The organism is Novosphingobium sp. Leaf2, assembly GCF_001421325.1.
Taxonomy (GTDB): Bacteria; Pseudomonadota; Alphaproteobacteria; order Sphingomonadales; family Sphingomonadaceae; genus Novosphingobium.
Map to the genome: position 1 here is coordinate 13,984 of NZ_LMJY01000020.1, position 21,634 is coordinate 35,617.

At 61.4% G+C, this 21,634-nt stretch carries 18 protein-coding genes and 1 pseudogene; 11 read left to right on the forward strand and 8 right to left on the reverse strand.

Annotated elements, in window-relative coordinates; translation table 11 throughout:
- Window positions 1-47: 47 nt before the first annotated feature.
- The 5 genes and pseudogenes from ASE49_RS15495 to ASE49_RS17915 all read left to right on the forward strand — a co-directional run bounded on the left by ASE49_RS15495 (window position 48) and on the right by ASE49_RS17915 (window position 5,241).
- Complete coding sequence (locus ASE49_RS15495) at window positions 48-1,343, forward strand: O-antigen ligase family protein (RefSeq protein WP_082456514.1); 1,296 nt, start codon at window positions 48-50, stop codon at window positions 1,341-1,343.
- Between the two features lie 121 nt (window positions 1,344-1,464).
- On the forward strand, window positions 1,465-2,487 hold the full coding sequence (locus tag ASE49_RS15500; protein WP_056774573.1) for a glycosyltransferase family 2 protein: 1,023 nt from the start codon (window positions 1,465-1,467) through the stop codon (window positions 2,485-2,487).
- Between the two features lie 10 nt (window positions 2,488-2,497).
- The gene (locus ASE49_RS15505; RefSeq protein WP_056774576.1) at window positions 2,498-3,496 is read left to right on the forward strand and encodes a glycosyltransferase family 4 protein; all 999 of its coding nucleotides are present in this window, start codon (window positions 2,498-2,500) and stop codon (window positions 3,494-3,496) included.
- A gap of 304 nt (window positions 3,497-3,800) precedes the next feature.
- Window positions 3,801-4,671: pseudogene (locus tag ASE49_RS18795) on the forward strand (transposase); the annotation flags it as partial.
- 138 nt (window positions 4,672-4,809) lie between these two features.
- Window positions 4,810-5,241 carry a transposase gene (locus tag ASE49_RS17915; protein ID WP_162234263.1) on the forward strand — a complete coding sequence of 144 codons (432 nt, stop codon included), beginning with the start codon at window positions 4,810-4,812 and terminating at the stop codon, window positions 5,239-5,241.
- On the opposite strand, the gene ASE49_RS15510 is transcribed toward ASE49_RS17915, so the two are convergent.
- Genes ASE49_RS15510 through ASE49_RS15525 form a run of 4 tightly spaced genes read right to left on the reverse strand, consistent with a single transcriptional unit; the run spans window position 5,149 to window position 11,222 of the window.
- Window positions 5,149-6,612, reverse strand: a complete 1,464-nt coding sequence (locus tag ASE49_RS15510) for a lipopolysaccharide biosynthesis protein (RefSeq protein ID WP_056774578.1) — start codon at window positions 6,610-6,612, stop codon at window positions 5,149-5,151. The genes ASE49_RS17915 and ASE49_RS15510 overlap by 93 nt on opposite strands.
- Window positions 6,609-7,889: a glycosyltransferase gene (locus ASE49_RS15515; RefSeq protein WP_056774582.1), complete on the reverse strand. Its 1,281-nt coding sequence runs from the start codon at window positions 7,887-7,889 to the stop codon at window positions 6,609-6,611. The genes ASE49_RS15510 and ASE49_RS15515 overlap by 4 nt, the downstream gene beginning before the upstream one ends.
- A complete protein-coding gene (locus tag ASE49_RS15520; RefSeq protein ID WP_082456515.1) occupies window positions 7,886-9,097 on the reverse strand; it encodes an acyltransferase family protein in 1,212 nt (403 codons plus the stop codon). The genes ASE49_RS15515 and ASE49_RS15520 overlap by 4 nt, the downstream gene beginning before the upstream one ends.
- Complete coding sequence (locus ASE49_RS15525; RefSeq protein ID WP_056774587.1) at window positions 9,030-11,222, reverse strand: GumC family protein; 2,193 nt, start codon at window positions 11,220-11,222, stop codon at window positions 9,030-9,032. The genes ASE49_RS15520 and ASE49_RS15525 overlap by 68 nt, the downstream gene beginning before the upstream one ends.
- A gap of 167 nt (window positions 11,223-11,389) precedes the next feature.
- Here ASE49_RS15525 and ASE49_RS15530 point away from each other — a divergent pair, with 167 nt between their 5' ends.
- Together ASE49_RS15530 and ASE49_RS15535 are read left to right on the forward strand one after the other, a co-directional pair.
- Complete coding sequence (locus ASE49_RS15530) at window positions 11,390-12,538, forward strand: glycosyltransferase (RefSeq protein WP_056774590.1); 1,149 nt, start codon at window positions 11,390-11,392, stop codon at window positions 12,536-12,538.
- Window positions 12,531-13,616, forward strand: a complete 1,086-nt coding sequence (locus tag ASE49_RS15535; protein ID WP_056774591.1) for a glycosyltransferase family 2 protein — start codon at window positions 12,531-12,533, stop codon at window positions 13,614-13,616. Before ASE49_RS15530 ends, ASE49_RS15535 begins: the two co-directional genes overlap by 8 nt.
- Window positions 13,617-14,234: 618 nt before the next feature.
- On the opposite strand, the gene ASE49_RS18365 is transcribed toward ASE49_RS15535, so the two are convergent.
- Window positions 14,235-14,423: a hypothetical protein gene (locus tag ASE49_RS18365; RefSeq protein WP_156370352.1), complete on the reverse strand. Its 189-nt coding sequence runs from the start codon at window positions 14,421-14,423 to the stop codon at window positions 14,235-14,237.
- 118 nt (window positions 14,424-14,541) lie between these two features.
- On the reverse strand, window positions 14,542-15,489 hold the full coding sequence (locus ASE49_RS15540; protein ID WP_056774594.1) for a substrate-binding domain-containing protein: 948 nt from the start codon (window positions 15,487-15,489) through the stop codon (window positions 14,542-14,544).
- A 111-nt stretch (window positions 15,490-15,600) separates the two neighbouring features.
- On the opposite strand from ASE49_RS15540, the gene ASE49_RS15545 reads away from it, so the two are divergent.
- On the forward strand, window positions 15,601-16,857 hold the full coding sequence (locus ASE49_RS15545) for an acyltransferase family protein (protein ID WP_235523013.1): 1,257 nt from the start codon (window positions 15,601-15,603) through the stop codon (window positions 16,855-16,857).
- Window positions 16,858-16,864: 7 nt separating this feature from the next.
- On the opposite strand, the gene ASE49_RS15550 is transcribed toward ASE49_RS15545, so the two are convergent.
- Together ASE49_RS15550 and ASE49_RS15555 are read right to left on the reverse strand one after the other, a co-directional pair.
- A complete protein-coding gene (locus tag ASE49_RS15550; protein ID WP_056774597.1) occupies window positions 16,865-17,653 on the reverse strand; it encodes an alpha/beta fold hydrolase in 789 nt (262 codons plus the stop codon).
- Between the two features lie 31 nt (window positions 17,654-17,684).
- Entirely contained in the window at window positions 17,685-18,176 is a 492-nt protein-coding gene (locus ASE49_RS15555) for a flavin reductase family protein (RefSeq protein ID WP_056774600.1), read from the reverse strand.
- Window positions 18,177-18,451: 275 nt separating this feature from the next.
- On the opposite strand from ASE49_RS15555, the gene ASE49_RS15560 reads away from it, so the two are divergent.
- The 3 genes from ASE49_RS15560 (at window position 18,452) to ASE49_RS15570 (ending at window position 21,625) form a co-directional block, all read left to right on the forward strand.
- Entirely contained in the window at window positions 18,452-19,876 is a 1,425-nt protein-coding gene (locus tag ASE49_RS15560; protein ID WP_056774922.1) for an aldehyde dehydrogenase family protein, read from the forward strand.
- A 290-nt stretch (window positions 19,877-20,166) separates the two neighbouring features.
- Window positions 20,167-20,445, forward strand: a complete 279-nt coding sequence (locus ASE49_RS18800) for a hypothetical protein (protein WP_235523014.1) — start codon at window positions 20,167-20,169, stop codon at window positions 20,443-20,445.
- A gap of 37 nt (window positions 20,446-20,482) precedes the next feature.
- Window positions 20,483-21,625 carry an acyl-CoA dehydrogenase family protein gene (locus ASE49_RS15570; protein ID WP_056774603.1) on the forward strand — a complete coding sequence of 381 codons (1,143 nt, stop codon included), beginning with the start codon at window positions 20,483-20,485 and terminating at the stop codon, window positions 21,623-21,625.
- Window positions 21,626-21,634 lie beyond the last annotated feature (9 nt).

Genomic DNA, 21,634 nt, shown 5'->3' on the forward strand with positions numbered 1-21,634 from the left:
AAAACCACGGCGCGTGCCTGCGTGCCGTGGTTTTCAAGGTTTCCGTCATGTCCGCAAGCATTTCCGATACGCAGTCGAACGGGCGGAGATCTTATCTATCCCCTACGAGCGGCACCAGCCAACTGGGGTTGCTGTTGCCCGATGTCGCGGTGCAGGACGGTGTGTTCGCCGGCCTGATCGTGTTCACGCGCATTCCAGCGAACTGGGGCATGCCCGGCGCGGCTGCCTGTCTGCTGCTGACCGCACTGTATGCCCTGATCCGGCCAAGCCAGACAGGACAAGCAGTAGTGCGAAGCTGGGTGCAGTTCGCCTTCCCGGTGTTCGCGCTGCTTTCGGTTACATGGGCCGTCTATCCCGTCGTTTCGCTGCGCGCCGCAGTACAGATGACGTTGACGGCATTTGCCGGACTGCTTCTGGCGCAAGCGCCGCGCCCGCGCGCCGTGCTGACCGGGCTGTTCGTCGCGCACGCGGTCTACACGGTCGCCTCTCTTCTGGCTGGCCAGACCCGACCCGACGGGATCGCAGGATTTCCAGCGCTGTACGGGCTTGGCGGAGAGGCGAAGAACTACTTTGCCGATACCTCGGGAACCGCGACGCTGCTGGCAATGGGCATGTTCGCGGTAAGCTTGGAGCGGCGGCGCCTGATTTGGTCGGCGTTGACGGCCATCACGGCGATCCTGTGCGCACTGGCGACCGTGCGCGCGCATTCGGCCGGCGCGGTGGCATCGCTTGCTCTAGCTGCTGCGCTGATGGCAGCGATGCTGGTGCTGCGGGGGCGCTCGGTTACGGCAAAGTTGATTTTTGCCGCATGTTTGATGTGCGCCTTACTATTGTGCGGATTGCTGTTCGAGCCGCTGATGGCAATCGTGCAAAACCTCTCCGCCAAGGATGCCGGCCTCACCGGGCGCGGTTACTTGTGGTACAGGGCTGATTTCATCATTGCCCAGCGTCCGTGGCTGGGGATGGGGTATTTCAGTTTCTGGACGCCTGCCAATCCGGACGCCATCGGCTTGTGGCGTTACTTCGACATCAGGCAGGAAGGCACGGCATTCTCATTCCACAACAGCTACATCCAAACGCTGGTGGAGACGGGTCGAATCGGGCTGGGGGTGATGCTCGCGTGCTGGCTCATCGGCCTTGTCGCGCTGCTGCGGCGCTTTGTGATGACCCCTTCGCTCGCGACTTGTTTTTGGGTGGGCTATCTTGCCTTGCAGCTTAGCAAGACCCCCGTCGAACCGATCCGGCCCGCAGCCCTCGTTGCGCCGACAATCATGATTTTCGCAGCATTGGGCTTCGGTAACTTCCCGGTCTATCTGCGCCGCCAAGCTCGCGAGCATTCGTGAAATGCGGATACCCTCAGCATCCAAAACGGAGATGCTTGAGGTTCTTATGGCGCACCCCCTGTTCTACGGATCCGGGGCGTTACCGGTATCGGAGACTTCCCATTTTCAATAGCCAGCTGCAATGAGCGCGCCTGTGGTGTCTGTCTTGATGGTCGCACGCAATGCTGCGCCATTTATCGATGCGGCAATCGGCTCGGTGCGTGAACAGACATTTTCCAATCTGGAAATCATTGTCGTGGATGATGCGTCCTGTGACGACACCGCCAAGATCGCATCGAATCACGCTGCAAAAGACCAGCGGGTCCGCGTCATGGAAGGACCTTCGGCGGGCCTAAGTGCTGTGCGCAATGCCAGCCTCGACGCCGCGCAAGGGCGCTTCGCTGCCGTTGTAGATAGCGACGATATTGTGCATCCTCGGCATGTTGAATGGTTACTCGATGGTCAGAAGACCTCGGGCGCGCAAGTCTGCGCGACCAACATGATCGTATTTCAGGACGGCGCTCCGGCAGCGGCTTTTGCCCAGGGCCTGGAGTGGCGGCAGCCACGCAGGATTGACGTGGGTGAGTTTATCGATGGGGGTATGATCGGCCGGGAAGGGGTGTCGCTGGGCTACCTGAAACCATTGTTCGATCTGGCCTTCTTGCGGCGTCATCGGCTCCGTTACGATCAAAGCCTTCGCATCGGGGAAGACTTCGATCTGGTACTGCGCGCGATGCTGGCAGGGGCCCAGTTTCAATTCCTGCCGCCTGCCACGTACTATTATCGCAAACACGCAGCATCAATATCCCACAGGCTCGCCGTGCATGACCTTGAAGGCCTGCTTGGCGCAATGGCCGGCTATAATCCAGGAGAGCGTGTATGCGCCACCGCATTGCAGGCGCGCCGCACGAATCTTGAAGCGACGTTGCAACACCTGAGGGCGATAGAAGCGATCAAAGCTGGACGGCCGTGGCGCGCGTTACCTTCGCTCATCAACAACAGCATGGCGCGCGCAATGACTTTCGCGGCAGGCAAGGAAGCTGTTGGCAAGCGAATAGCCGCCAAGCATGCCTTCAGACGGCGCATAAGCCCGGTCGATAATGCGTATGGCGCAATTGAACAGCTTCATGGCCTAACCAGCGTGCTTGGACGTATCGTTTCATGAGAGAGTCGCGATGCGTCCGTTGATCTTCCTGTTCCCCCATGATCGCATGGATATCGGCGGCAATTCCGCCCAAGTGCGCTTCATGAAGGCGTGTGGCCGTTTCACGCGCGCAGAAGCTGCGTTCTATGGTGAACCGGTTCAAGAGCAGCCGGATCTAGAGCAGATCCTGTCCGACTGCCGCAGCTTGGAAGCAGCACATCAACCTATCTTCATAATCCATTGGGGGCCTGACGTTGCCAGGTTGCTCAGCCGCTTGACCGGGTACGATGTCGTATATGTTGCCCATAGCACGGGCTGGGGCTTTACGCCGCCTGCCCACGTGCCCATTCTGTGCGTCAGCCGGCATACGATGGCCTACTGGGGTCGCCATGCGCCCAATTCGTACATAGCCTTGACGCCGAATGTAGTGTCCACCGTTGGGCACGCTTCACAAGAAGCGCGCGATATCGACGTGCTTGTGCAAACCCGCAAATCTTCGCACTACCTGCTGCATCGGCTGGTACCTGCATTGCGCACGCATTGCCGAGTCCAACTGCTCGACGGTTGGGTCGATGACTTGGGCGGCTGGTTTGAAAGATCCAAAGTATATCTCTACGATTCTGTGGAACATTGGATCGATGTTGGCGCCACGGAGGGCTTTGGCCTCCCGCCACTGGAGGCAATGGGGCGCGGTTGTGTAGTGTTTTCCAGCGTGAACGATGCGCTTGCAGACTATTGTGATCCCGGCGTTAACTGCCGCAAATTGCGGGTCCACTCACTGGCGTGGGACAAGAATGCGATATTACGAGCCGTTGCCGAAAGGGTGCCCTCGCCCCTGCCTACCCAATTGTTCGAGGCCTATTCTGAAAATGCGATCGCAGCGCGGTTGGAAACCCAGCTTGCGGAGATCGAACGCTTTTTTGCAGCAACCTCTCACACCAGCACCGACATTGACGATCTTTGGAAGGCCCGCAGACCCGGCGTACTTCAACGCGCAAAACGCGCGGCCAAGCTGCTTGCTGGCGTATAGTACGACGGTCCGCCAGCACGGCTTAAGCGCCTGTCATCGGTTTTATCGACACTGTATTTATACTGGTGTGACAATTGAAAACCGCGCTGACGGGGACGACTGGGTAGCACATAGGGTGTGTTGACACAGGGGCTTCCCGGTTCGTGTCGACTTTGGTTCGTGATTGAGCATGGCGCGCGGAGTGGACGGCGCCCGACGGATCACAGGCTTGTCGTGGGATTGTCTGGATTGCACGGACAGCCCTGGGTTGAGTAGCTCCTAGATTTCCGGACGCTTTCGATCCTGATTTTGAGGACAGGATACGATGAACGGGAGGCCTAATCTCGGCGATGAGTTCAAGCGTGATGCGGTGGCCCTGATCACCGAACTTGGGTATCCGGTAGCAGAACTTTCCGAACGGCTCGGCGTCAGTCAGCATTCGCTGTATGCCCGAAAGCGGCAGCTGGCGAAGGCGGTGCCGGGCGACGACGGCAAGGATGCAGATATCCGCCAGTTGAAGCGAACTGGCCCGGGTGACCGAGGAGCGCGACATCCTAAAAAAGCCACCGCGTATTTGACCTGCGGTCACTTCGTTCTGCCAGGGATGCAAAGTGAGATACGCATTTATTGCCGAGCATCGTGACCAGTGCGGGGTTCGATCGATGTGCCGGCGCCTGCGCATCTAGCTCAGCGGCTTCTATGCTTGGCAGAAGGGTCCGCTGAGCCAGCGAGCCCAGGAAGATGCTCGGCAGACAGAGTTTATCCGGCGGGCCTAGAACGACAACGGCTCAGAAAGTCTCTTGGGTCGATGGCTATCGCAAGCTGGGCAACGACCTGATGGATCAAGGCGAAACCTGCTGCCCCAACCGGGTCGCCCGACTGACCAGACTGACGGGTATAAAAGCGCAGATCGGCTACAAGCGCCGACCGGGCGGACATGGTGGCAAGCTATCCCCGGAGTCCGCCGATAACACTCTGGATCGACAGTTCGCCGTCGCTGCTCCCGATCCGGCCTTGGTGACGAAGCCGCAAGCCCGCGACGCTACATCACCTACATCCGCACACTTGAGGGCTTTGCCTATCCGGCTGCTGTGATCAATCTCTGTTCCCGCCGCGTGGTGAGTTGATCGATGCAGAGCAGGCGGACTACCGACGTGATGTTGCAGGCGCTGCACAAGGCGGTATTGCGACCCAAAGGGGGACTCATCGACCGCTCTTGGCCGCTCGCGGGGCGGGTTCACCAGTAAGCTTCACTACCCCGGCCGATGCCATCGGACGACCGCTCGCTTTCGATCTGACGGTCGGCGAGGCAGCAGATTGCGGTATATGATGCTTTGATTGGCCTACCCGAGCGCGCGCCTGAAGCGTTGCTCGCGGATAAAGGCTACGATGCCGACACCATTCGCGCCGATCTCGCCGAGCGCAACATCGAGGCCGTCATTCCGGGCCGATCAAACCGACGCGTGAAGATCGAGCATGACCGGCCGCTCTACAATCAGCGCAACCGCACCGAGCGCATGTTCGGTCATCTCAAGATCAACCGCGCCATCGCCACCCGGTACGGCCAGTTGGCCAATAGCTTCCTTAGCATGGTCCATCTTGCCACCATCAGATACTGGATCAAATTTTTCCACGCCGCCGAGGAGCTACGCAGCTTTAGTGTTTTGCGGGCTTTAATGACCGACCCTCGTAATTTTCCGGCGCGACGCCAGAATATCGCGCATTTGAACTATGATCTCGCGATCCTGCAGGACATAGACGCCTAAATAGATGCCAGCGCCGCATGTTCCCCAAAGGACTACGGTGAAGGCGTTATGCAGTATGCCCGCTGTTTTTGTCACACCCCCAATCACTGCAATTGCCATGACGGCAGCACTGCACAAGGCCGGTCTGACGCTTGCGATGACGTCTCTGAAACGGATGCCGGCGTGTTTTTTCAGTAGGTAAAACCCGTATGGCAGAATAAGGTAGCCCCGCGCGACGCCAGTCATCAGCATGGCCTGCCAGCCCCATTTATGAACAGCCCATGCGGCCAAGAGGCCTAGTGTGATTTGTGTCGCGGTCCATGACAGGACTTTGCCGGAATGCCCCAGCGCGGTAATCGCCGATACGATGAGGTTGTTCATCTGTGCCGCTGCAACCGCGCACGCGAAAATGCGGATGGCATCGGCCACAGCTTCCCATCCCGGCCCGAATACGACTGCTACCACAACGTCTGCTAAAGCCATGCAGCCCAGAAAAGCCGGGAACATGACGAATGCGGATAGCCGGCTCAAACGCAGGTACGTGGCTTTCAGTTCTTCGTTATTGGCACAACTGCGGGCCAGCAGAGGCATCGCGATCTGGTGGAAGGGTGCGTATGTAACCTGGTTGAGGACTTCGACGATCCGCGAGCCGGCACGAATGAACGCGACGGCCACCGGGCCGACCAATGCGCCTGAAATCACTTCTGCGATGCGGATGTTGATCTGGTTCAATGTCCCTGAAAGTCCGATATAGGCGCCAAATCTGACCAATTCGCGAAACGCATGGTACCGAAATCGCAGGCGGGGAAGCCACGGAAGACTGATCCAGGCGCAGGCCGAAAGTGCGATGATCACGGCAATTCTTTGTGCCACCAGCGACCAAATACCGTAGCCCGCCAGCGCCAGCGGCAGGCCCACGCCGGCGCCGACCAGAGCGGCAACTATGTTGCGCATTGCCACCGCATGAAAGTTGAGGCTACGTGTCAGCCGCGCCGTGTGGATCGCTCCCAACGGATTGATGACGAAGATCGTCGCGAGCGCCCGGATGATTGATGTTAGCTTGGGCTGGTCGAAGGCGCCGGCGATCAAAGGCGCAAACGCCATCGTCGCGATGCAAAAGAACAGTCCGCACAACAGGTTGGTCCAGAACGCAGTGTCTGCATCATCTTCACTGAGCGCGGGGCGTTGGACCACGGCTTCTGCAATCCCGGCGTTGCTGACGACCAGCAGCAGGTCGATGACCAGGGCGGCCAGAGCCACCAGACCGAAAGCTGGTGCGCCCAGGAGCCTGGCAAGGACGGCAAAGGTTGCGAAGGCAAGTGCCTGGGTGCCCAGGCTCGATGCGGTTGACCAGAGGAGCGGCGATGCGATGCCGGGGCGCGCGGTGCTCATGCAGCTTCGCCGACAGATGCAGACGTGATTGGACGATGGCGTTCAAGCCAGGCGACAAAATCTCCGTGGCAGGCCCGAGCCGAAAAATGCTGATCGGCGGCAGCAAGCGCCGCCGTTGCCATTTCCAGTCGGCGCGTATCGTCCATCAGCGCCACGATCCCGTTCATGAAATCGCGGGGGCTATCTGCCAAAATGACCACGTCTCGACATTCGTTTTCCACGCCTTGTAAGGTCACGCTTGTAACGACCAGAGCCTTCCCTTGCGAAAGCCCTTCGATCAACTTGATCTTGAGCCCCGAACCGAAGGTTAGAGGTGAAATGACGATGCCGGCCCGCGCGTAGAAAGGCTCTATGGCATTGACCTGACCATGAAATACGACGCCGGGAGGGGATTTGCCGAAGGCGTCGGACACAGAACCGACAATATCCAACGTAAGGTTGGGGATCTGGCGCCGGAGGTCAGGCCAGACGGCCTCAAACAGCCATTCCAGCCCCACGACATTAGGCGCGGTATTGCTACCCACGAACAACACGCGCGCCGCCTCACCGGGTTGTGGGTGGATGACCGGATTGGCAGCCATCGGCGCGAGGATCGGCTGGGCGGAAACATGTTGCTCGATAAAGCGCCGCTCGCTTGCCTGAATGGCGATCACCGCGTCTGCCTTCGATAGCAGGGCAACTTCCGTTTCGCGATCCAGAACTGCAACGGAATCGCGGCCGTTTGCGTCGGGTATGCGCGCATGGAAAAGATCGTGCATCACGATGGCGCGCGGCGCATCGGCCACCTCATCGAACGCCGGCGCTTGGAAAGCATAATCCGCGATCACGATGTCCGTGGCATCGCGGGCGTGGCGGCGAATATAGGCACGGTCCTTTTGGGTCCAAGGAGCCGAAATCGCATAAGGTGCCGGGCGGTCTCCCGCCCATCTGGCGGTGACGCCCGCTCGCCGCGCGCATCTGCAGACGACCGCGCGAATGGCCCGTGCCAAGACCGCCGGATTGGTCGAAAAGACCAGACATCCCAGCTTCATAACGCCGCGGATGCGGTGGGTTGCGAAGATATGGGTTGCGTGCTGAAGTCTCATGTACGGCCAGCGTCCCATCAGCGTGGGGGAGGGCTGAATCAGATGCGGTGTGAAGCCGGCGTCGCGGACCGCTTGCGCAAGATCGAGCAGATAGACGCTGCTGCCATTCGTGCGCCCCACGATCCGTTGGCGGCTTACGAACAGGACATGCCCTTTTGTCGCGGCTGGCTTTTTGACGCGCGGCCACTTCATGCGCGGTCTCGCATAGGCATGAGGTCGCGCGACGGCGCCCGCAATCGTGTCCGCTCACAGATCCAGGCACGCAGGGCCGGGTCGATCACGTAGCCGACCACGATTGCCACCAGCACCGAAACGCCGGCGCTCAAGGCTAACAACGACAGGAACGTCGTTGGAAAAAATGTCTCGATGAGGTGCTTGATGGGCGCATGCACAGCGTAAAGCGGGTAGGAAACGATCCCGAGCTGGGTGGCGACGCGGCTCCATCTGCCATGCAGGGTGGAGCGGGCCGCCAGCATCACCAGCATGGGCGACGCGAAGACGACGAACCCGACATCGTAGATCGCCCGGGCGCCGCCGGACCATTCAGGCGCCAGCAGGATCAGGCAGGCTGCGAGCAAGTACGGCATGGCCAGATCGGGCGTTTTTGTCAGCCAGCGATCGCGGGAGCGATGTAAAAGTAGGCCGATCGTAAAGGAGAACGTGATGCGTGCGAGAGCGACGGGCCAATCGCTCAAGACCACGCCGCGGTCCAGATCGCCCAGCACCGATGCCGACACGGCGACGCCGATCAGCCCGGCAAGCGCAATGGCGACAAGGAAATGATCGTTTGCGGCGGGGCGCTTGGGCACAGTGCGCGGCTGGCGACACATGGCTGCGGCATATGCTCCGTTCGCGATCAGTTCGTAGAACAGCGACCAGGCCGGAGGGTTGAACAGAAAAATACCCCATGGCACCAGCAGATTGGGCAGCATCATGAGGTTGGCAGGCAGCGACGTGACGATGGCGAACAGCCCTGGCGCATCCGGTAATCCCAGAATTCGGCAGCTCAATGCGACGCCCAAACCTATCAACGTTCCGATCGCGATGACTGGCTGCAGGCGAATGAAGCGGGCCCGGAGGAATTGCCGAATGCCCAAGGTTTTACCGAGCCGCTCGCCATAGGCATGCGCGATGACAAAGCCGCTGAGCACAAAGAACAGATCGACGGCCAGGTAGCCGCTGGCGAACACCGACCCCGCCCATGCGGGTCGATCAGCTGCGCTCAGATTCCGTAGATGATAGAAAAGCACGGCAAAGGCAGCTGCTCCGCGTAACCCGTCCAACACCGGATAACGGGGGTTCATGGCCACAAGCGGCGCATGTGCGGGGCTCTCAGTCCGCATAATAGCCCTTGAACTTCTTGTGGTAGCCGAAAGCATCGGTAAGGCCGGCGCTGGCATACTCGCGAATGTTCACAAGGCTAAGCGCTACGCCTGCGACGCGGCCACCGTTCTGGCCCAGAAGGTCGAGCGCCGTTCGCACTGCCTTGAGCGGCGTCGTGCGCCATCGGGCAATGACGAGTGTGGTGTCTGCGAGACGGGAGACGATGCGCGTCTCGGCGATCCCCAAAACCGGTGCGGAATCGATGATGATCAGATCGAAGCGTTGCCGCAACGCTGCGATCAGGCGGGCCATGGCGGGTTCGGTAATCACGTCTTCGGGGGCTGCGGGGCCCAGCGTGGAAAGAATTTGCAGGTTGGTGCGGTCGTCTCGGGCCAAGGCCTCATCCAGTGTAATCAAACCGCGAAGCACCTTAAACAACGCCTCGTCCTGGCGGTCAGGCAACAAGGCATTCGATGCTGAATGGTGCCGCACATCCGCATCAACCAGCACGACCCGTTTCTGGCTCATCGCCAGCACCCGCGCCAGGCACATGGCGGTGGTGGATTTTCCCTCGCGCGGTAGCGGCGATGTGATCGTCACCACGCGGCCATCGGGGCCACCAAGAAGGCCCAGGTACGTCGCGAGGTTGCGAAGGCTTTCCGCAAACAGCGACATCGGCTTGAGCACGACATAATCCTGCGGGCTCGTGCGTTCCGGATTGTTTCGGGTGGCCGACGCGAGCGAAGGCACCGCGCCGGCATAGACAGACTGGAGCCCGTTTTCGATGTCCGAGCGCGTCGCCACGGTGCTTTCGAAATATTCCGCAAGGAACGTGGCCGCGCATGCGACAAGCACGGCCATGCCCAGCCCGGCGATGGCGGCGATCCTGTAGTTGGGCGACGAAGGCGCGCCCGGCACCCGGGCCACGGAAGCAATGGTGGCATCTGCGTTCGGCAACTCGCCAGCCTGGGCGGTTTCCTTCGCGCGCGTCAGGTATGCGCTGTAGATGGCGCGGCTGGCTTCGGCTCGGCGTTCAAGTTCCAGCCTGCCGACTTGCGCCGAATTGTTCTGCTCAAGCGAGCCCTTCGCCCGGGACCGGCTCGCAAGCAGCGAGGCCAGCCGCGAACTGGCAATCTGCACGTCGGCACGCAGCCCCGATACGATCCGCGCCAGTTCTCCGGCCAGTTGCCGGCGCACGTCGGCAAGTTCGTCCCGCGCCTGAACCACGTCGGGGTGGAGATTGCCATAGCGGGCATCGAGCTGCGCCAGCTTCGCGCTTGCCTCGGATTCCTGCTGGCGCAACTGCCGGACCGTTTCCGACGCCAAGGCCGCGCCGATGTCCGCTCCGCCGCCGCCACGCGCAATCTGGGAGAGCGCAGCATTCAGCTTTCCGCGTTGTTCGGCGAGTTGCGCCTGTGCGTCTGCGATCTGGCGGTTGAGGCCGGACACTTCCTGCTCCGCCATCGTGGCGCCTTCCGCGCTCATCAGGTTGTTGCGGATCATGTAGGCTTGCAGTGCCCCATCATCGGCCACGGCCTGTTTCCGCAGTGTGGTGGCCTGGCCTTGCACATATTGGGCAGATTCGGAATTGCGCAGCTGCTTTTTGGCCGCATCGAGATCGATGTACCGCCGGGCCAAGGCGTTCGCCACGCGAGATGCCATTTGCGGGTCGCGCGAGCTTGCCGAAATTTCGACCAGATACGTCACGCCGACCCGCTTGACGTTACTGCTGCCCAGCAGCACCGATGCAGCGCGGCGTTCGGCTTGTGTCACCTGTACCGTGTCCGGAGAAAAGGCAGCCTGCGCGTCGGAACCGGTTGAAGCGGCGTCGGCGCCGCCGTATTCCGGAACCCGGTCGAGGTGCAGGCTTCGCACCACATCCAGCGTCAGCGTGGGCGACCGGATGATCTGCACGGCGGTATCGATCAGGTTATCGTCCGCCGGCGCCACGAAGCCTCGGTCGTTAACCTTGACCGGCTGTGCCTCGCGCGGTTCGAGCAGCAGCGCGCTCGTCGCCGTGTACGTGCGCGGGAGCGCGAGTGTGATTGCGATCGCTGCTGCAAGCGTGAGGGCAAACGCTACGGCACAAACCGTCCGATGCCGAAAAAACAGCGAAAATATATCGGATGGATCGGGCAGTAATCGTTTGACCGGCGCAGCGGAATATTCGTCCGCAGGCGCGTCGAGCGTCCGGTTGCTCAAGACGTTGCTCCAAATAGGATGCTCTACCGATTGATGTAGAGTTTGGCAGAAGCCTAAATAGCGATGCCAAGCGTTTATGGCGGCTTAGGTATAATGCCGATGCTTCCCCGCGCTGGATATACAATCTGGCTCCATTTGAGAGCGACTACCGGGGTTTTCATTTCGAAATGGATCAAAGTCGCAAGGCGCCGCTCGCCTATCTCGTCCATGACATCAACGACAGTGCCGTTCGACGGCGTGTAGACCTGTTTATCACGGAAGGTTTGTCGGTAGGCGTGGCGGGGTTTCACAGACATGCGGACACACCAGGCAGCGGGTTTGACCATCCGGCGATCGACCTTGGGCTGACCCAGGACGCGCAGTTAGGCCAACGCGCCCGCACGGTGCTGCGGCATCTGTTGCGACCAGTGGCGCTGCAAGGGCTGTGCGCACACGTCACGGTCATCGTCGCCCGCAATCTGGAAATGCTGATGCTCGCCCTCCGGGTGAAGCAGCCGGGCCAGCGCGTCGTTTACGAATGCCTCGACATTCACCGGCTGATGCTGGGTTCCGGACTCGCTTCACGCGCCATGCGTTGGCTGGAGCGCCGGCTGCTCGGGCACACCAATCTTGTGATCGTAAGCTCGCCAGCTTTTGCCGAGAGGTATTTTGCGCGCAAGCAGCGGCGCCGACATGGCGTGCTGCTGGTCGAGAACAAGGTTCCGCACCGGGTTGCGGCGCAGGGAAAATGCCTCGCAAAAGGCGCCCGGCGGGAAGGCCCCGGCGGTGTGCTGCGCATCGGCTGGTTCGGGATGCTGCGATGCCGACGCTCTTTGGAGGAGCTAGGCGAATTGGCGCGCCGTTTCCCAGGTCGGGTCGAGGTTCTGATTGCCGGGATACCCAGTCCCGCCGAGTTCCCCGATTTTTACGGCCAGGTCGCGGCCTTGCCCGGGTTGCGCTACGTCGGGCCGTTCGCGCCGCGTGATCTGCGAGACCTGTACGGCCGTGTCGATTTCGTCTGGGCGGTGGACTATTTCGAAGCGGGATTGAACTCTGACTGGCTCCTGCCCAATCGCCTCTACGAAGGACTGGCACATGGTGTAGTGCCGATAGCGCTGGCGCATGTGGAGACGGGCCGCTGGCTTTCGCGCCATCAGGTGGGTTTGCTGATCACGGATGCGCTGGCCGAACTTCCCGGTCGCCTGGGGTCGCTTACGGCGGACGCGTTGCAGTCGATGCGCGCTGCGATCGCCGCGTTACCCGATGCTGCCTTGTACCAGACCGAGGCGGAGAGACGCACCATCGCCAGTGCTGTTTTGGGTTACGCGCATGCCTGACGTGGAAGCCGACGATCTGTCACGCAATGCCGATGTGCTTGTCGTTATCCCGTGCTTGAACGAAGAGGCCCACTTGCCAAAGGTGCTGGGCGGGCTGTTGCGCGATGCGTTCGGCGCGACGATCGTGGTTGCGGATGGCGGCAGCACAGACGACAGCAAGCGCATCGTGGCCACATTGGCGAAGGCCCACGCCAACCTGGTCTGGGTCGATAATCCGATGCAGCGGCAGAGTGCGGCGGTCAACCTTGCAGTGCGCCGTCACGGTGCGGGGGTTCGGTGGCTGGTGCGCGTGGATGCGCATGCAGACTATCCCGCAAACTTTGTCGATCGTTTGCGTACCGCCGCTGACGCAAGCGGGGCGACCAGCGTGGTTGTGCCAATGGTTACGCAGGGCCTGACGTGCTTTCAGCGGGCGGCAGCTACCGCGCAGAATTCGGTGCTGGGAACGGGCGGCGCACCGCATCGGCATGTGACAAAAGGCGCTTGGGTCGATCATGGACACCATGCGCTGTTCGACTTGGCGGGTTTCATGGCGGTGGGCGGCTACGACGAAAACTTTGCCGCCAACGAGGATGCGGAACTGGACCGCCGGCTGCTTACCGCCGGCGCCCGTATCTGGCTGGAGCCAGAGGCGGCGATCACATATTATCCGCGCCGCAATCCCGTCGCGCTGTTCCGGCAATACCGCAGCTACGGTAAAGGACGCGCGCGTAACCTGCGCCGCCACCGTGCGAAGATCAAACTGCGCCAGATGCTGCCGCTGGCGGTTTTACCCGTCGCAATCTTGGCGGGCATCGGCGCGGTGCTTAGTCCATTTTGGACCAAATCGCTTGTCCTGACACTGCCTGCGCTGGCTTGGATGTTTGGCTGCGTGGTGGCGGGCGCGTGCCTGGGTATCCGTCAACGCTCATTGTGTGCGGGTGGATCGGGGTTTGCTGCGGCAATCATGCATCTGGCGTGGTCCATGGGATTTGTTGAAGAGGTCTTGCGGCGCCAGCCGTTGCCAGCGCCGCCGAACGTACTGACGTTCGAAAAGGCACCGGTATGTGAGGACCCGCGTGCTCTATCGGCGGCTTGACAGTTTCGCCGCCAGGCACTGCTGCTGCGGCTGAACAATTCGTGCAGGACGATGACGTGCATTGATGACGTTCACCCCGGACACCGGCATGGCGGGTTGTCGTTTGACCCAACTGAGCGCAGACGCTGTTTCGCCAACCTGGCCCGGATGTTACCGCCACAAGGGGGCTGCCGAAGATTTCGGCGAGCACGTCGATCTGGTCGTTAGGCGGCGTGGGCAAGACTGCGGCGCCGGACACGCACCGCTATAGTTGCCGCCGCAGCGCTGTCGTGCATGCGGACGAAAATGCTGTCGATCATCCTGATCTCGCCAGCGTACGATGGGGTTGTAGACGGTGTGGCACGGGCCTTACCGTTCAGCAGGTCGCGCATGGGGCACCGGATCGCTGCTGTCAGAAGGCGCCGTCCAACACTTGGGGGATGGGGGAGGGCGCCCACGCGCGGAGCATGGCGCGGATGGTTGGGCAACGACGTTCCATCATACGCCACGCGAGGTCGGTCAGATCATATCGGCGCCAGCCGACTTTCAATCAGGCGTCTACAGGCAGCGAAAGCGATTTGCGTACCTCCGTTTGAATGATGCTTGGCGCGATATCGTTCCAGCCGATGAATGCGGCTTTCAAACGACTTCGGCAGTCGGCAGGTCGGCGCGATCTTCAGAATCGCCTGGCAACGCTCGATCTACCGCATCCAGTTCGAAGACGCTGAGCTTGGCCAGACCTTCCTCATGGTCAATCAATAACGTCGCTACGTTTACCCATGCCGTCTTCTCTGAAGGGATGCCTGCGCGCGCCGTATACAGATTCACGAACTGATCCTGCGCCCCGGATGAAGCAGGAAGGCGCAGTGGTAAGACGTGCAACGGGTTGCCCGATAGCCATGAGCCCGATAGCATATTAGAATGTGCCGCGCAGGCGCTGCGGTCGTTAGCCCGGCGGCTGAACCGAATCGCGCATCACGATCTTAGCATCGAACTTCAGGTTCGCCGGTGCACGGCGTGCGAGGTGCCGCACGGCTTGGCGGGCTATGTGGGGCCAGGGTATTTCCACCGTGGTAAGGGCGGGAAGGGTACGCGCGGCGAGCGGGGTATCGTCGAAGCCGGCAACGGAAAGCCCGGCGGGGACGGCGATGCCTGCTTGCGCTGCGGCGTGCAGCACCCCGGCAGCCATTTCATCGTTGCAGGCAAAGATCGCCGTCGGCCGTGGGCTGATCTCAAGCAGCAGGCGTCCTGCGGCTATCCCGGATTCGAATGAGCCGTCGCCCGGGACGATCAGGATAGGGCCACGATCAAGCCCCTGTTCGGCGATCGCATCCATGTAGCCCAGTTCACGCCGGGCCGCACTGGCGGAACCGTCCTGTCCGGCGACAAGGCCCACCCGCGAATGTCCCAAAGCGATGATTTGGCGGACCAATGTAGCGGCGGCGTCCCGCTCGTCGCACGAAAATCCGTCCTCTCCCGATGCAGCTCCCAAGCGAATGCACGATACGGTGCGCGCGTGGCAGACGTCCGCGAGGGCAGCGGCATCGCGAAGCCCAGGTGCCAGCACCACGCCGGCCGGACGATGCAGGTCGAGGAAAGCGGCCATCTCATCCGCACTGCCATTCAACTGCTGCAGTGCGAAAACCGCCTTGCTGCCTTCCAGAGCGCTGGCCATGCCCTCTGCGAGGAGAGGCAGGATAGGGCCGTCGGTCCCGCCATGTGCCAGCAACACGATGGGGTTGCGACGGTCGGCTGCCTTAGCAGTGCGCGCTTGTGGCGACTGAAGCGGACCGAGGCCAGTCTGGCGCTGGAGGGCCGCGCGTTCCACCGTGCTGGCAGAGGCATCGCCGAACGTATCGGCGACAGTGATGAAGCGGTGCACGGGTGAGGTCATGCCGCATCGTCTGGCCGTATCATCTCTGCGCCAAGCTGAATTTGACCCGAAACGGATCATTTTGGCGCGCCCTTTGATTACCTTGTATTACAACCACGGCGTTGCAGCGTCGTGACAAGGTGCCTAATGGCGGTGTTCAGCCCGCTCGCCGGCGGGACGTTGATGCAATGGATCGCGATGAACCCCGCCCTCAGCCAGCGCCACTACGGAATGGATTGGCTGCGCATTGGCGCTTTCGTACTGCTGATTTTTTACCACGTCGGCTTCTCGTTCACGCCCTGGGGTTATCAGACGCCGACGCGTGGAGTGGTGCAATGGGCGGAAATTCCGCTGCTGGGGTTAAGCGCCTGGCGCCTCGCGCTGCTGTTTGCGATTTCCGGCTACGCCAGCGCCGCGCTGATGGGAAAGGCGGGGGCCACGGGTGCGTTTCTGAAAAGCCGCATGCTGCGCCTTGGCATTCCCTTGCTGTTCGGGCTGACCGTGGTGGTGCCGCCGCAGCCTTACATGGGCCTTATTCATAGCGGCTACCGGCACGGTTACGGCTATTTCCTTTTCCATGACGCTTTCAGTTTCAGGCAGGTCCTGCATGAATACCTGCCGGCGGTCATGCATTTGTGGTTCGTGATTTACCTGCTGGCTTATACCATCGCGCTGTGCCTGGCGTTGATGCTGATGCCGCAGAGTTGGCGACGCAAGCTGGCGAACGGTGCGCAGGCCGTGTTTGCCGGTCCCTGGCTGGTGCCTGCGGGATGTCTGGCGATCTATGCCGTGCGCGCGCCCGGAGACGGCTGGACCGACACGCACAGCGTCTTCACCGACGTGATCGCCCATCTGCACTATGGCGGCATGTTTCTGTTCGGGTTTCTGCTGCGCCGATCGTCGGCGGTCCGGGCGGCCATCGCGCGGCAATGGAAGCTGGCGCTGGCGGTTGGCCTGCTGGCCTACGGCGGGGTCGCGCTGGAAGCATGGCACTTCCCCGGCAACGTACAGACGCCGGAGCCCTGGATCGAGCCGTTGGACTTTGCCAAGGCGGTGCAATGCTGGGGCACTGTGATCGCACTATTCGGAATCGCCGACCGGTACTGGAACCACGATCACCGTTGGCGCACGACTTTGGTCGAGGCAGTGTTTCCGGTATTCATCGCCCACCAGACGGTGATGGTGCTGGTCAGCTACTGGTTGCGGAACAAGGGCCTGGGTGCGCTTGCCGAATTCCTGATCCTGTGCGTGTCGGTGGCGGGCTTTTCCTGGCTGTTCTATCTCGTTGGCCGCGAGGTGGGGCCGTTGCGACCGCTTATCGGCCTCAAGCGGGACAGGGCGCCGCGACGTATCGATCAGCCCGAGGTGCTACCTTCCACAACGCTCTGATAGGGCACTACCTCGCCAGAAACCGCAAGATGTCGCGCGCAATCGCATGCGGCGCCTCCAGATTGAGCATGTGGCCGATGCCGGCATAGTCGATCCGCGTGACATCGGGGGCGCGCGTGGTGATGGTATAGGCAATGCCACGGAAATCGGGCAGGTCCCGCTCCCCGACCAGCAACAGCATAGGCATGCGCAGGCCGGCAAGCCGGTCCGCATCAGGTCCGCTGGCCCGCTGATCGTCGCGGATCCACTGGTCGCCGTGGTATTGCGCGATCGCGCTATGCTGAACTGCGCCGCCGGGTGTTTCGCGCACGCTGTCGAACAGCGGATGGTGCCACCAGAGTGCGCGGGCCAGAGCTAAATCGCCAGCGCGCGCTGCGCGCCCGATCGCCTTCCACCGCTCGATCCAATCGGCTGACCATCTCCACCCGGCCAGCAACGGACTTGCCAGCACAAGGCGGCGCACGCGTTCAGGATGGTCGAGCGCAAAGCCGGTCACCGTGGCCCCGCCCAGCGACATGCCGCACAGGTCCGCGCGCTCGATCTCCAGGCCATCGAGAACCGCCAGAAGATCGTCCGCGTGGGAAAATGCCTGACCCGATGCCGTGGTCGATTGCCCGAAGCCGCGCTGATCGTAGGTCAGCAGGGGACGGTCTCCTGCAAGATCGGGGATCAGCGCATCCCAGTCCCTGCGCGTGCCACCAAATCCGTGGACGAGCACGAGGGGAACACCGTCGCGCGCATGTAACTCGCCTTCGATTGCGGCACCGTCTACCGGAATGCGGAACGGGACTGGCATTGTTTTCCGGCCGCCTTTGTGAACGGCGCGGTCAGATGGTTTCGGCAAAGCTGCCGTAGCGACCGCGATGGAACAGCATCGGGCCATCGTCGCGCACCGTTTCCATCCGCAGGACCTGGCCGAGTACGAACCAGTGATCCCCCGCTTCCGTTACCGAATACAGCTTGCATTCGATCGCCGCGATCGAGTCGGCAATTACCGGCAGACCGTGGTCGGACACGTGATAGTCCACCCCTAAGAATTTCGCGTCGCCCTTGGCGGTGACGGCGCGGCATACCGCTGCTTGGTCGCTGGCCATGACATTGACACAGAAATGACCCGCGCTTTCGATGAGTGGCCAGGACGTGGAGGACTTGTCCGGGAAGAAGCCGACCAATGGCGGATTGAGCGATACCGAGGTGAAACTGCCCACGACCATCCCTGCCGGCAGCCCGTCGGCCATGGCGGTTATCACGCAGACCCCGGTGGGGTAACTGCCCAGCACCCTGCGAAATTCGGCCGGATCGATAGTCGTCTCGCTCACTTGCACGTTCCCTGTGTCCGTTCCGGGGCAGGTACTGGGGCTGCCCCTTTGCATTGGCCCTAGTGCCTGCCCTCCGTTCCGCAGGCAAGCGCGTAAACGGGGGCGATGCCAGGGATTTGCGGTTGCAAAACTTAATTGAGCGGTTAATTAAATAAGCATTCTCCTGCCCAAAGGTGCAGGGGACAAGAAGACAGGAAATGACCTAATCGGAGAACCGAAACGGTCATGGACGCTATCATGCCGTCCGATCGCCTGCTGGGATGAAGGAACTTTACATGGCCACTGCCGAACTCGTCGCCGAAAAGACCGTATCGCAGGAAGTTGCGGACATTGTCGCGCGCTCGCGCAAGGCGCAGGCGCAGATAGAGCACGCAACGCAGGAGCAGGTAGATCGCTGGATCCGCGGCATGGTCTATGCGGTGTGCAAGCCGGGCATGGACGAAGAAATCGCGCGCGAGACGGTCGAGGAAACGCAGCTCGGCAATTACGAGGGCAAGTTCAAGAAGATCTCGGTGAAGACCCGCGCCACCTTGTATGACATCATCGATGACAAGTCTGTCGGCGTGATAGAGGAAGACCCGGTTCGCAACATCGTGAAGATCGCAAAGCCGGTTGGCGTGATCGGCGCGCTCAGCCCCTCCACCAACCCCGAAGCGACGCCGGTGATCAAGGCGATCAGTGCGGTCAAGGGCCGCAATTCGATCATCATCTGCCCGCACCCGCGCGCCAAATTCATCAACGCCAAGATCTGCAACCTGATGCGCGACGCGCTGGTGAAGATGGGCGCGCCCGCCGATCTGGTGATCCCGATCGAGAGCCCCTCGGTAGAAAAGACTAACGAAGTGATGAAGCAGTGCGACCGCATCCTTGCGACCGGCGGCACGCCGATGGTAAAGGCGGCCTATTCGTCAGGCACACCGGCGCTGGGTGTGGGCGTGGGCAACGCGGTGATCACCGTGGACGATACCGCCGATCTGGACGATGCAGCGGCCAAGATCCTGCTGTCCAAGACGCTGGACTATGCCGCATCGTGTTCGTCGGACAACGCCGTTATCCTGCTCGATGCCATCTACGACACGATGCTGGAAAAGCTGAAGGCTAAGGGCGGCTTCGTCATCGAGGGCGAGAACAAGACGAAGCTGCAGAACGCCATCTGGGAAGACGGTGAGCACATCAACGCCAAGGTCGTTGCCCAATCGGCGCAGTTCATTGCCGACTATGCCGGCTTCGAAATCCCGGAGAACACCGCCTTCTTCATCGTGCCGGAAACCGGCTACGGCCCGGATTACAAATTCTCGGGCGAGAAGATGACCGTTACCATGGCGCTGTACCGCGCCAAGGACATCGACGATGCGATCCGCCTTACGAACGCGATCCAAGGATATCAGGGCCAGGGCCACTCCTGTGGAATCTACTCGACCAGCGATGCCAACATCATGAAGCTGGCTGAGGGCACCAAAACCAGCCGCGTAATGGTCAACCAGCCGCAGTCCGCATCCAACTCCGGCAACGTATGGAACGGCATGCGCCAGACTTTCTCCCTGGGCTGCGGCTCGTGGGGCGGCAATGGCACGAACAACAACGTGACCTGGCGCGATCTCATCAACGAGACCTGGGTGTCCAAGCCGCTGGCGAAGCACAAGGTCATCCCGTCGGATGAGGCACTGTTCGGCAAGGATGTAATCGAACTGGTCGGCTGATCCCATTGCGGCAACCGGAAGAGGGGGATAGGCGTTGCCTCCACCTTTTCCGATGCCGTGAATGGAGACCGATGATGAACCGCACGCTTCCTGCCGTTGCCTTGGCTGCTGTGCTTGCGCTTGGGGCGTGTTCGAAGCAGCCCGACGCGCCCGCGAGCCAGTCACCATCTGACGCTGCCACCCAGGCGGTTTTTGATGAGACAACGGAACCTTCCGCTACGGCTACGGAGGCTAATGAAGCGGCGGTTTCTACGAACGAAATTCCCGAGGCTGTACGCGGGCGTTGGGGCATGGTTCCGGCCGACTGCACCAGCACTAGGGGCGATGCCAAGGGCCTGATGGTGGTGTCTGCAGACACGCTCAAGTTCTACGAGTCGGTGGCGAAACTGGGCGAAATCAAGGAAGCTGGGGAAAGCCGCGTACGCGCAACGTTCTCCTACACCGGCGAGGGCCAAAGCTGGACGCAGGACGTTGTGCTGGATGTCGCCCTGAACGGGAAAACGCTGACCCGCCGCGAATATGGCAAGGACGCCATGCCGGGGCCGCAGAAATACACGCGCTGCATCTGAGGGTGACAGCCAAACGCATGAGCAAACGGGGTAACCAATGACGCAGCAGTTCGGACTGACTGATGACCAGCTTGCGATCCAGGACATGGCCCGCAAGTTCACCGCTGACCGCATCACGCCTTTCGCGGCGGAGTGGGACGAGAAGCATCATTACCCGGTAGACGTGTGGAAGGCCGCGGGCGAACTAGGCTTCGGTGCGATCTACGTGTCGGAGGAGAGTGGCGGCATAGGGCTGTCACGCCTCGATGCGGCGCTCATCATGGAAGCGATGTCCTACGGCTGCCCCGCCACCAGCGCCTACATCTCAATCCATAACATGGGCGCCTGGATGATCGACGCGTTTGGCGATCAGCAGCTCAAGGATCGCTATCTCCCCGATCTGGTGTCGATGGAAAAGTTGGTATCCTACTGCTTGACCGAACCCGGATCGGGGTCGGACGCGGCGGCGCTCAAGACGTCTGCACGGCTGGACGGCGACCACTATGTGATCAACGGCACCAAGCAGTTCATCTCGGGCGGCGGGGTCAACGACGTTTACGTGGTGATGGCGCGAACCGGCGAGCACAAGTCGCGCGGGATATCCTGCTTCGTCGTCGACAAGGACACGCCGGGGGTCCACTTCGGAGCGCCCGAACGCAAGCTGGGCTGGAACGCCTCGCCCACCGCGCAAGTGATCTTCGAAGATGCGCGCATTCCGGTGGAAAACCGGGTCGGCGCCGAGGGTGATGGCTTCAAGTTCGCGATGGCGGGGCTCGATGGCGGGCGCTTGAACATCGGTGCCTGCTCGCTGGGCGGGGCGCAGCGGTGCCTTGATGAAGCGGTGCAGTATGCCAAGGACCGCAAGCAGTTCGGCCAGGCGATCGCCGAGTTTCAGAGCACGCAATTCCAGCTTGCCGACATGGCCACCGAACTGGAAGCGGCGCGTGCGCTGCTGTATCTTGCCGCCGCCAAGGTTTCCGAAGGTGCACCGGACAAGACGCGGTTCTCGGCGATGGCCAAGCTGCTCGCCACCGACACCGGTTCATCGGTGGTGGACCGGGCGTTGCAGATATTCGGCGGCTACGGCTACCTCAAGGACTACCCGATCGAGCGCTTCTGGCGCGACTTGCGCGTGCATCGCATCCTGGAAGGCACCAACGAGGTCATGCGCATGATCGTTGGCCGCGAGCTGGTGAAGTAAGGGGCCATC

Excerpts from the sequence above, each read along its gene's own strand:
- ASE49_RS15510 (WP_056774578.1), bottom strand. The coding sequence starts at position 6,612 with ATGAGCACCGCGCGCCCCGGCATCGCATCGCCGCTCCTCTGGTCAACC.
- ASE49_RS15535 (WP_056774591.1), top strand. The coding sequence starts at position 12,531 with ATGCCTGACGTGGAAGCCGACGATCTGTCACGCAATGCCGATGTGCTT.
- ASE49_RS15505 (WP_056774576.1), top strand. The coding sequence starts at position 2,498 with ATGCGTCCGTTGATCTTCCTGTTCCCCCATGATCGCATGGATATCGGC.
- ASE49_RS15500 (WP_056774573.1), top strand. The coding sequence starts at position 1,465 with ATGAGCGCGCCTGTGGTGTCTGTCTTGATGGTCGCACGCAATGCTGCG.
- ASE49_RS15515 (WP_056774582.1), bottom strand. The coding sequence starts at position 7,889 with ATGAAGTGGCCGCGCGTCAAAAAGCCAGCCGCGACAAAAGGGCATGTC.
- ASE49_RS15540 (WP_056774594.1), bottom strand. The coding sequence starts at position 15,489 with ATGACCTCACCCGTGCACCGCTTCATCACTGTCGCCGATACGTTCGGC.
- ASE49_RS15570 (WP_056774603.1), top strand. The coding sequence starts at position 20,483 with ATGACGCAGCAGTTCGGACTGACTGATGACCAGCTTGCGATCCAGGAC.
- ASE49_RS15550 (WP_056774597.1), bottom strand. The coding sequence starts at position 17,653 with ATGCCAGTCCCGTTCCGCATTCCGGTAGACGGTGCCGCAATCGAAGGC.
- ASE49_RS18800 (WP_235523014.1), top strand. The coding sequence starts at position 20,167 with ATGGTTCCGGCCGACTGCACCAGCACTAGGGGCGATGCCAAGGGCCTG.
- ASE49_RS15560 (WP_056774922.1), top strand. The coding sequence starts at position 18,452 with ATGGCCACTGCCGAACTCGTCGCCGAAAAGACCGTATCGCAGGAAGTT.
- ASE49_RS15495 (WP_082456514.1), top strand. The coding sequence starts at position 48 with ATGTCCGCAAGCATTTCCGATACGCAGTCGAACGGGCGGAGATCTTAT.
- ASE49_RS15520 (WP_082456515.1), bottom strand. The coding sequence starts at position 9,097 with ATGCCAGCGCCGGCCTTACCGATGCTTTCGGCTACCACAAGAAGTTCA.
- ASE49_RS15530 (WP_056774590.1), top strand. The coding sequence starts at position 11,390 with ATGGATCAAAGTCGCAAGGCGCCGCTCGCCTATCTCGTCCATGACATC.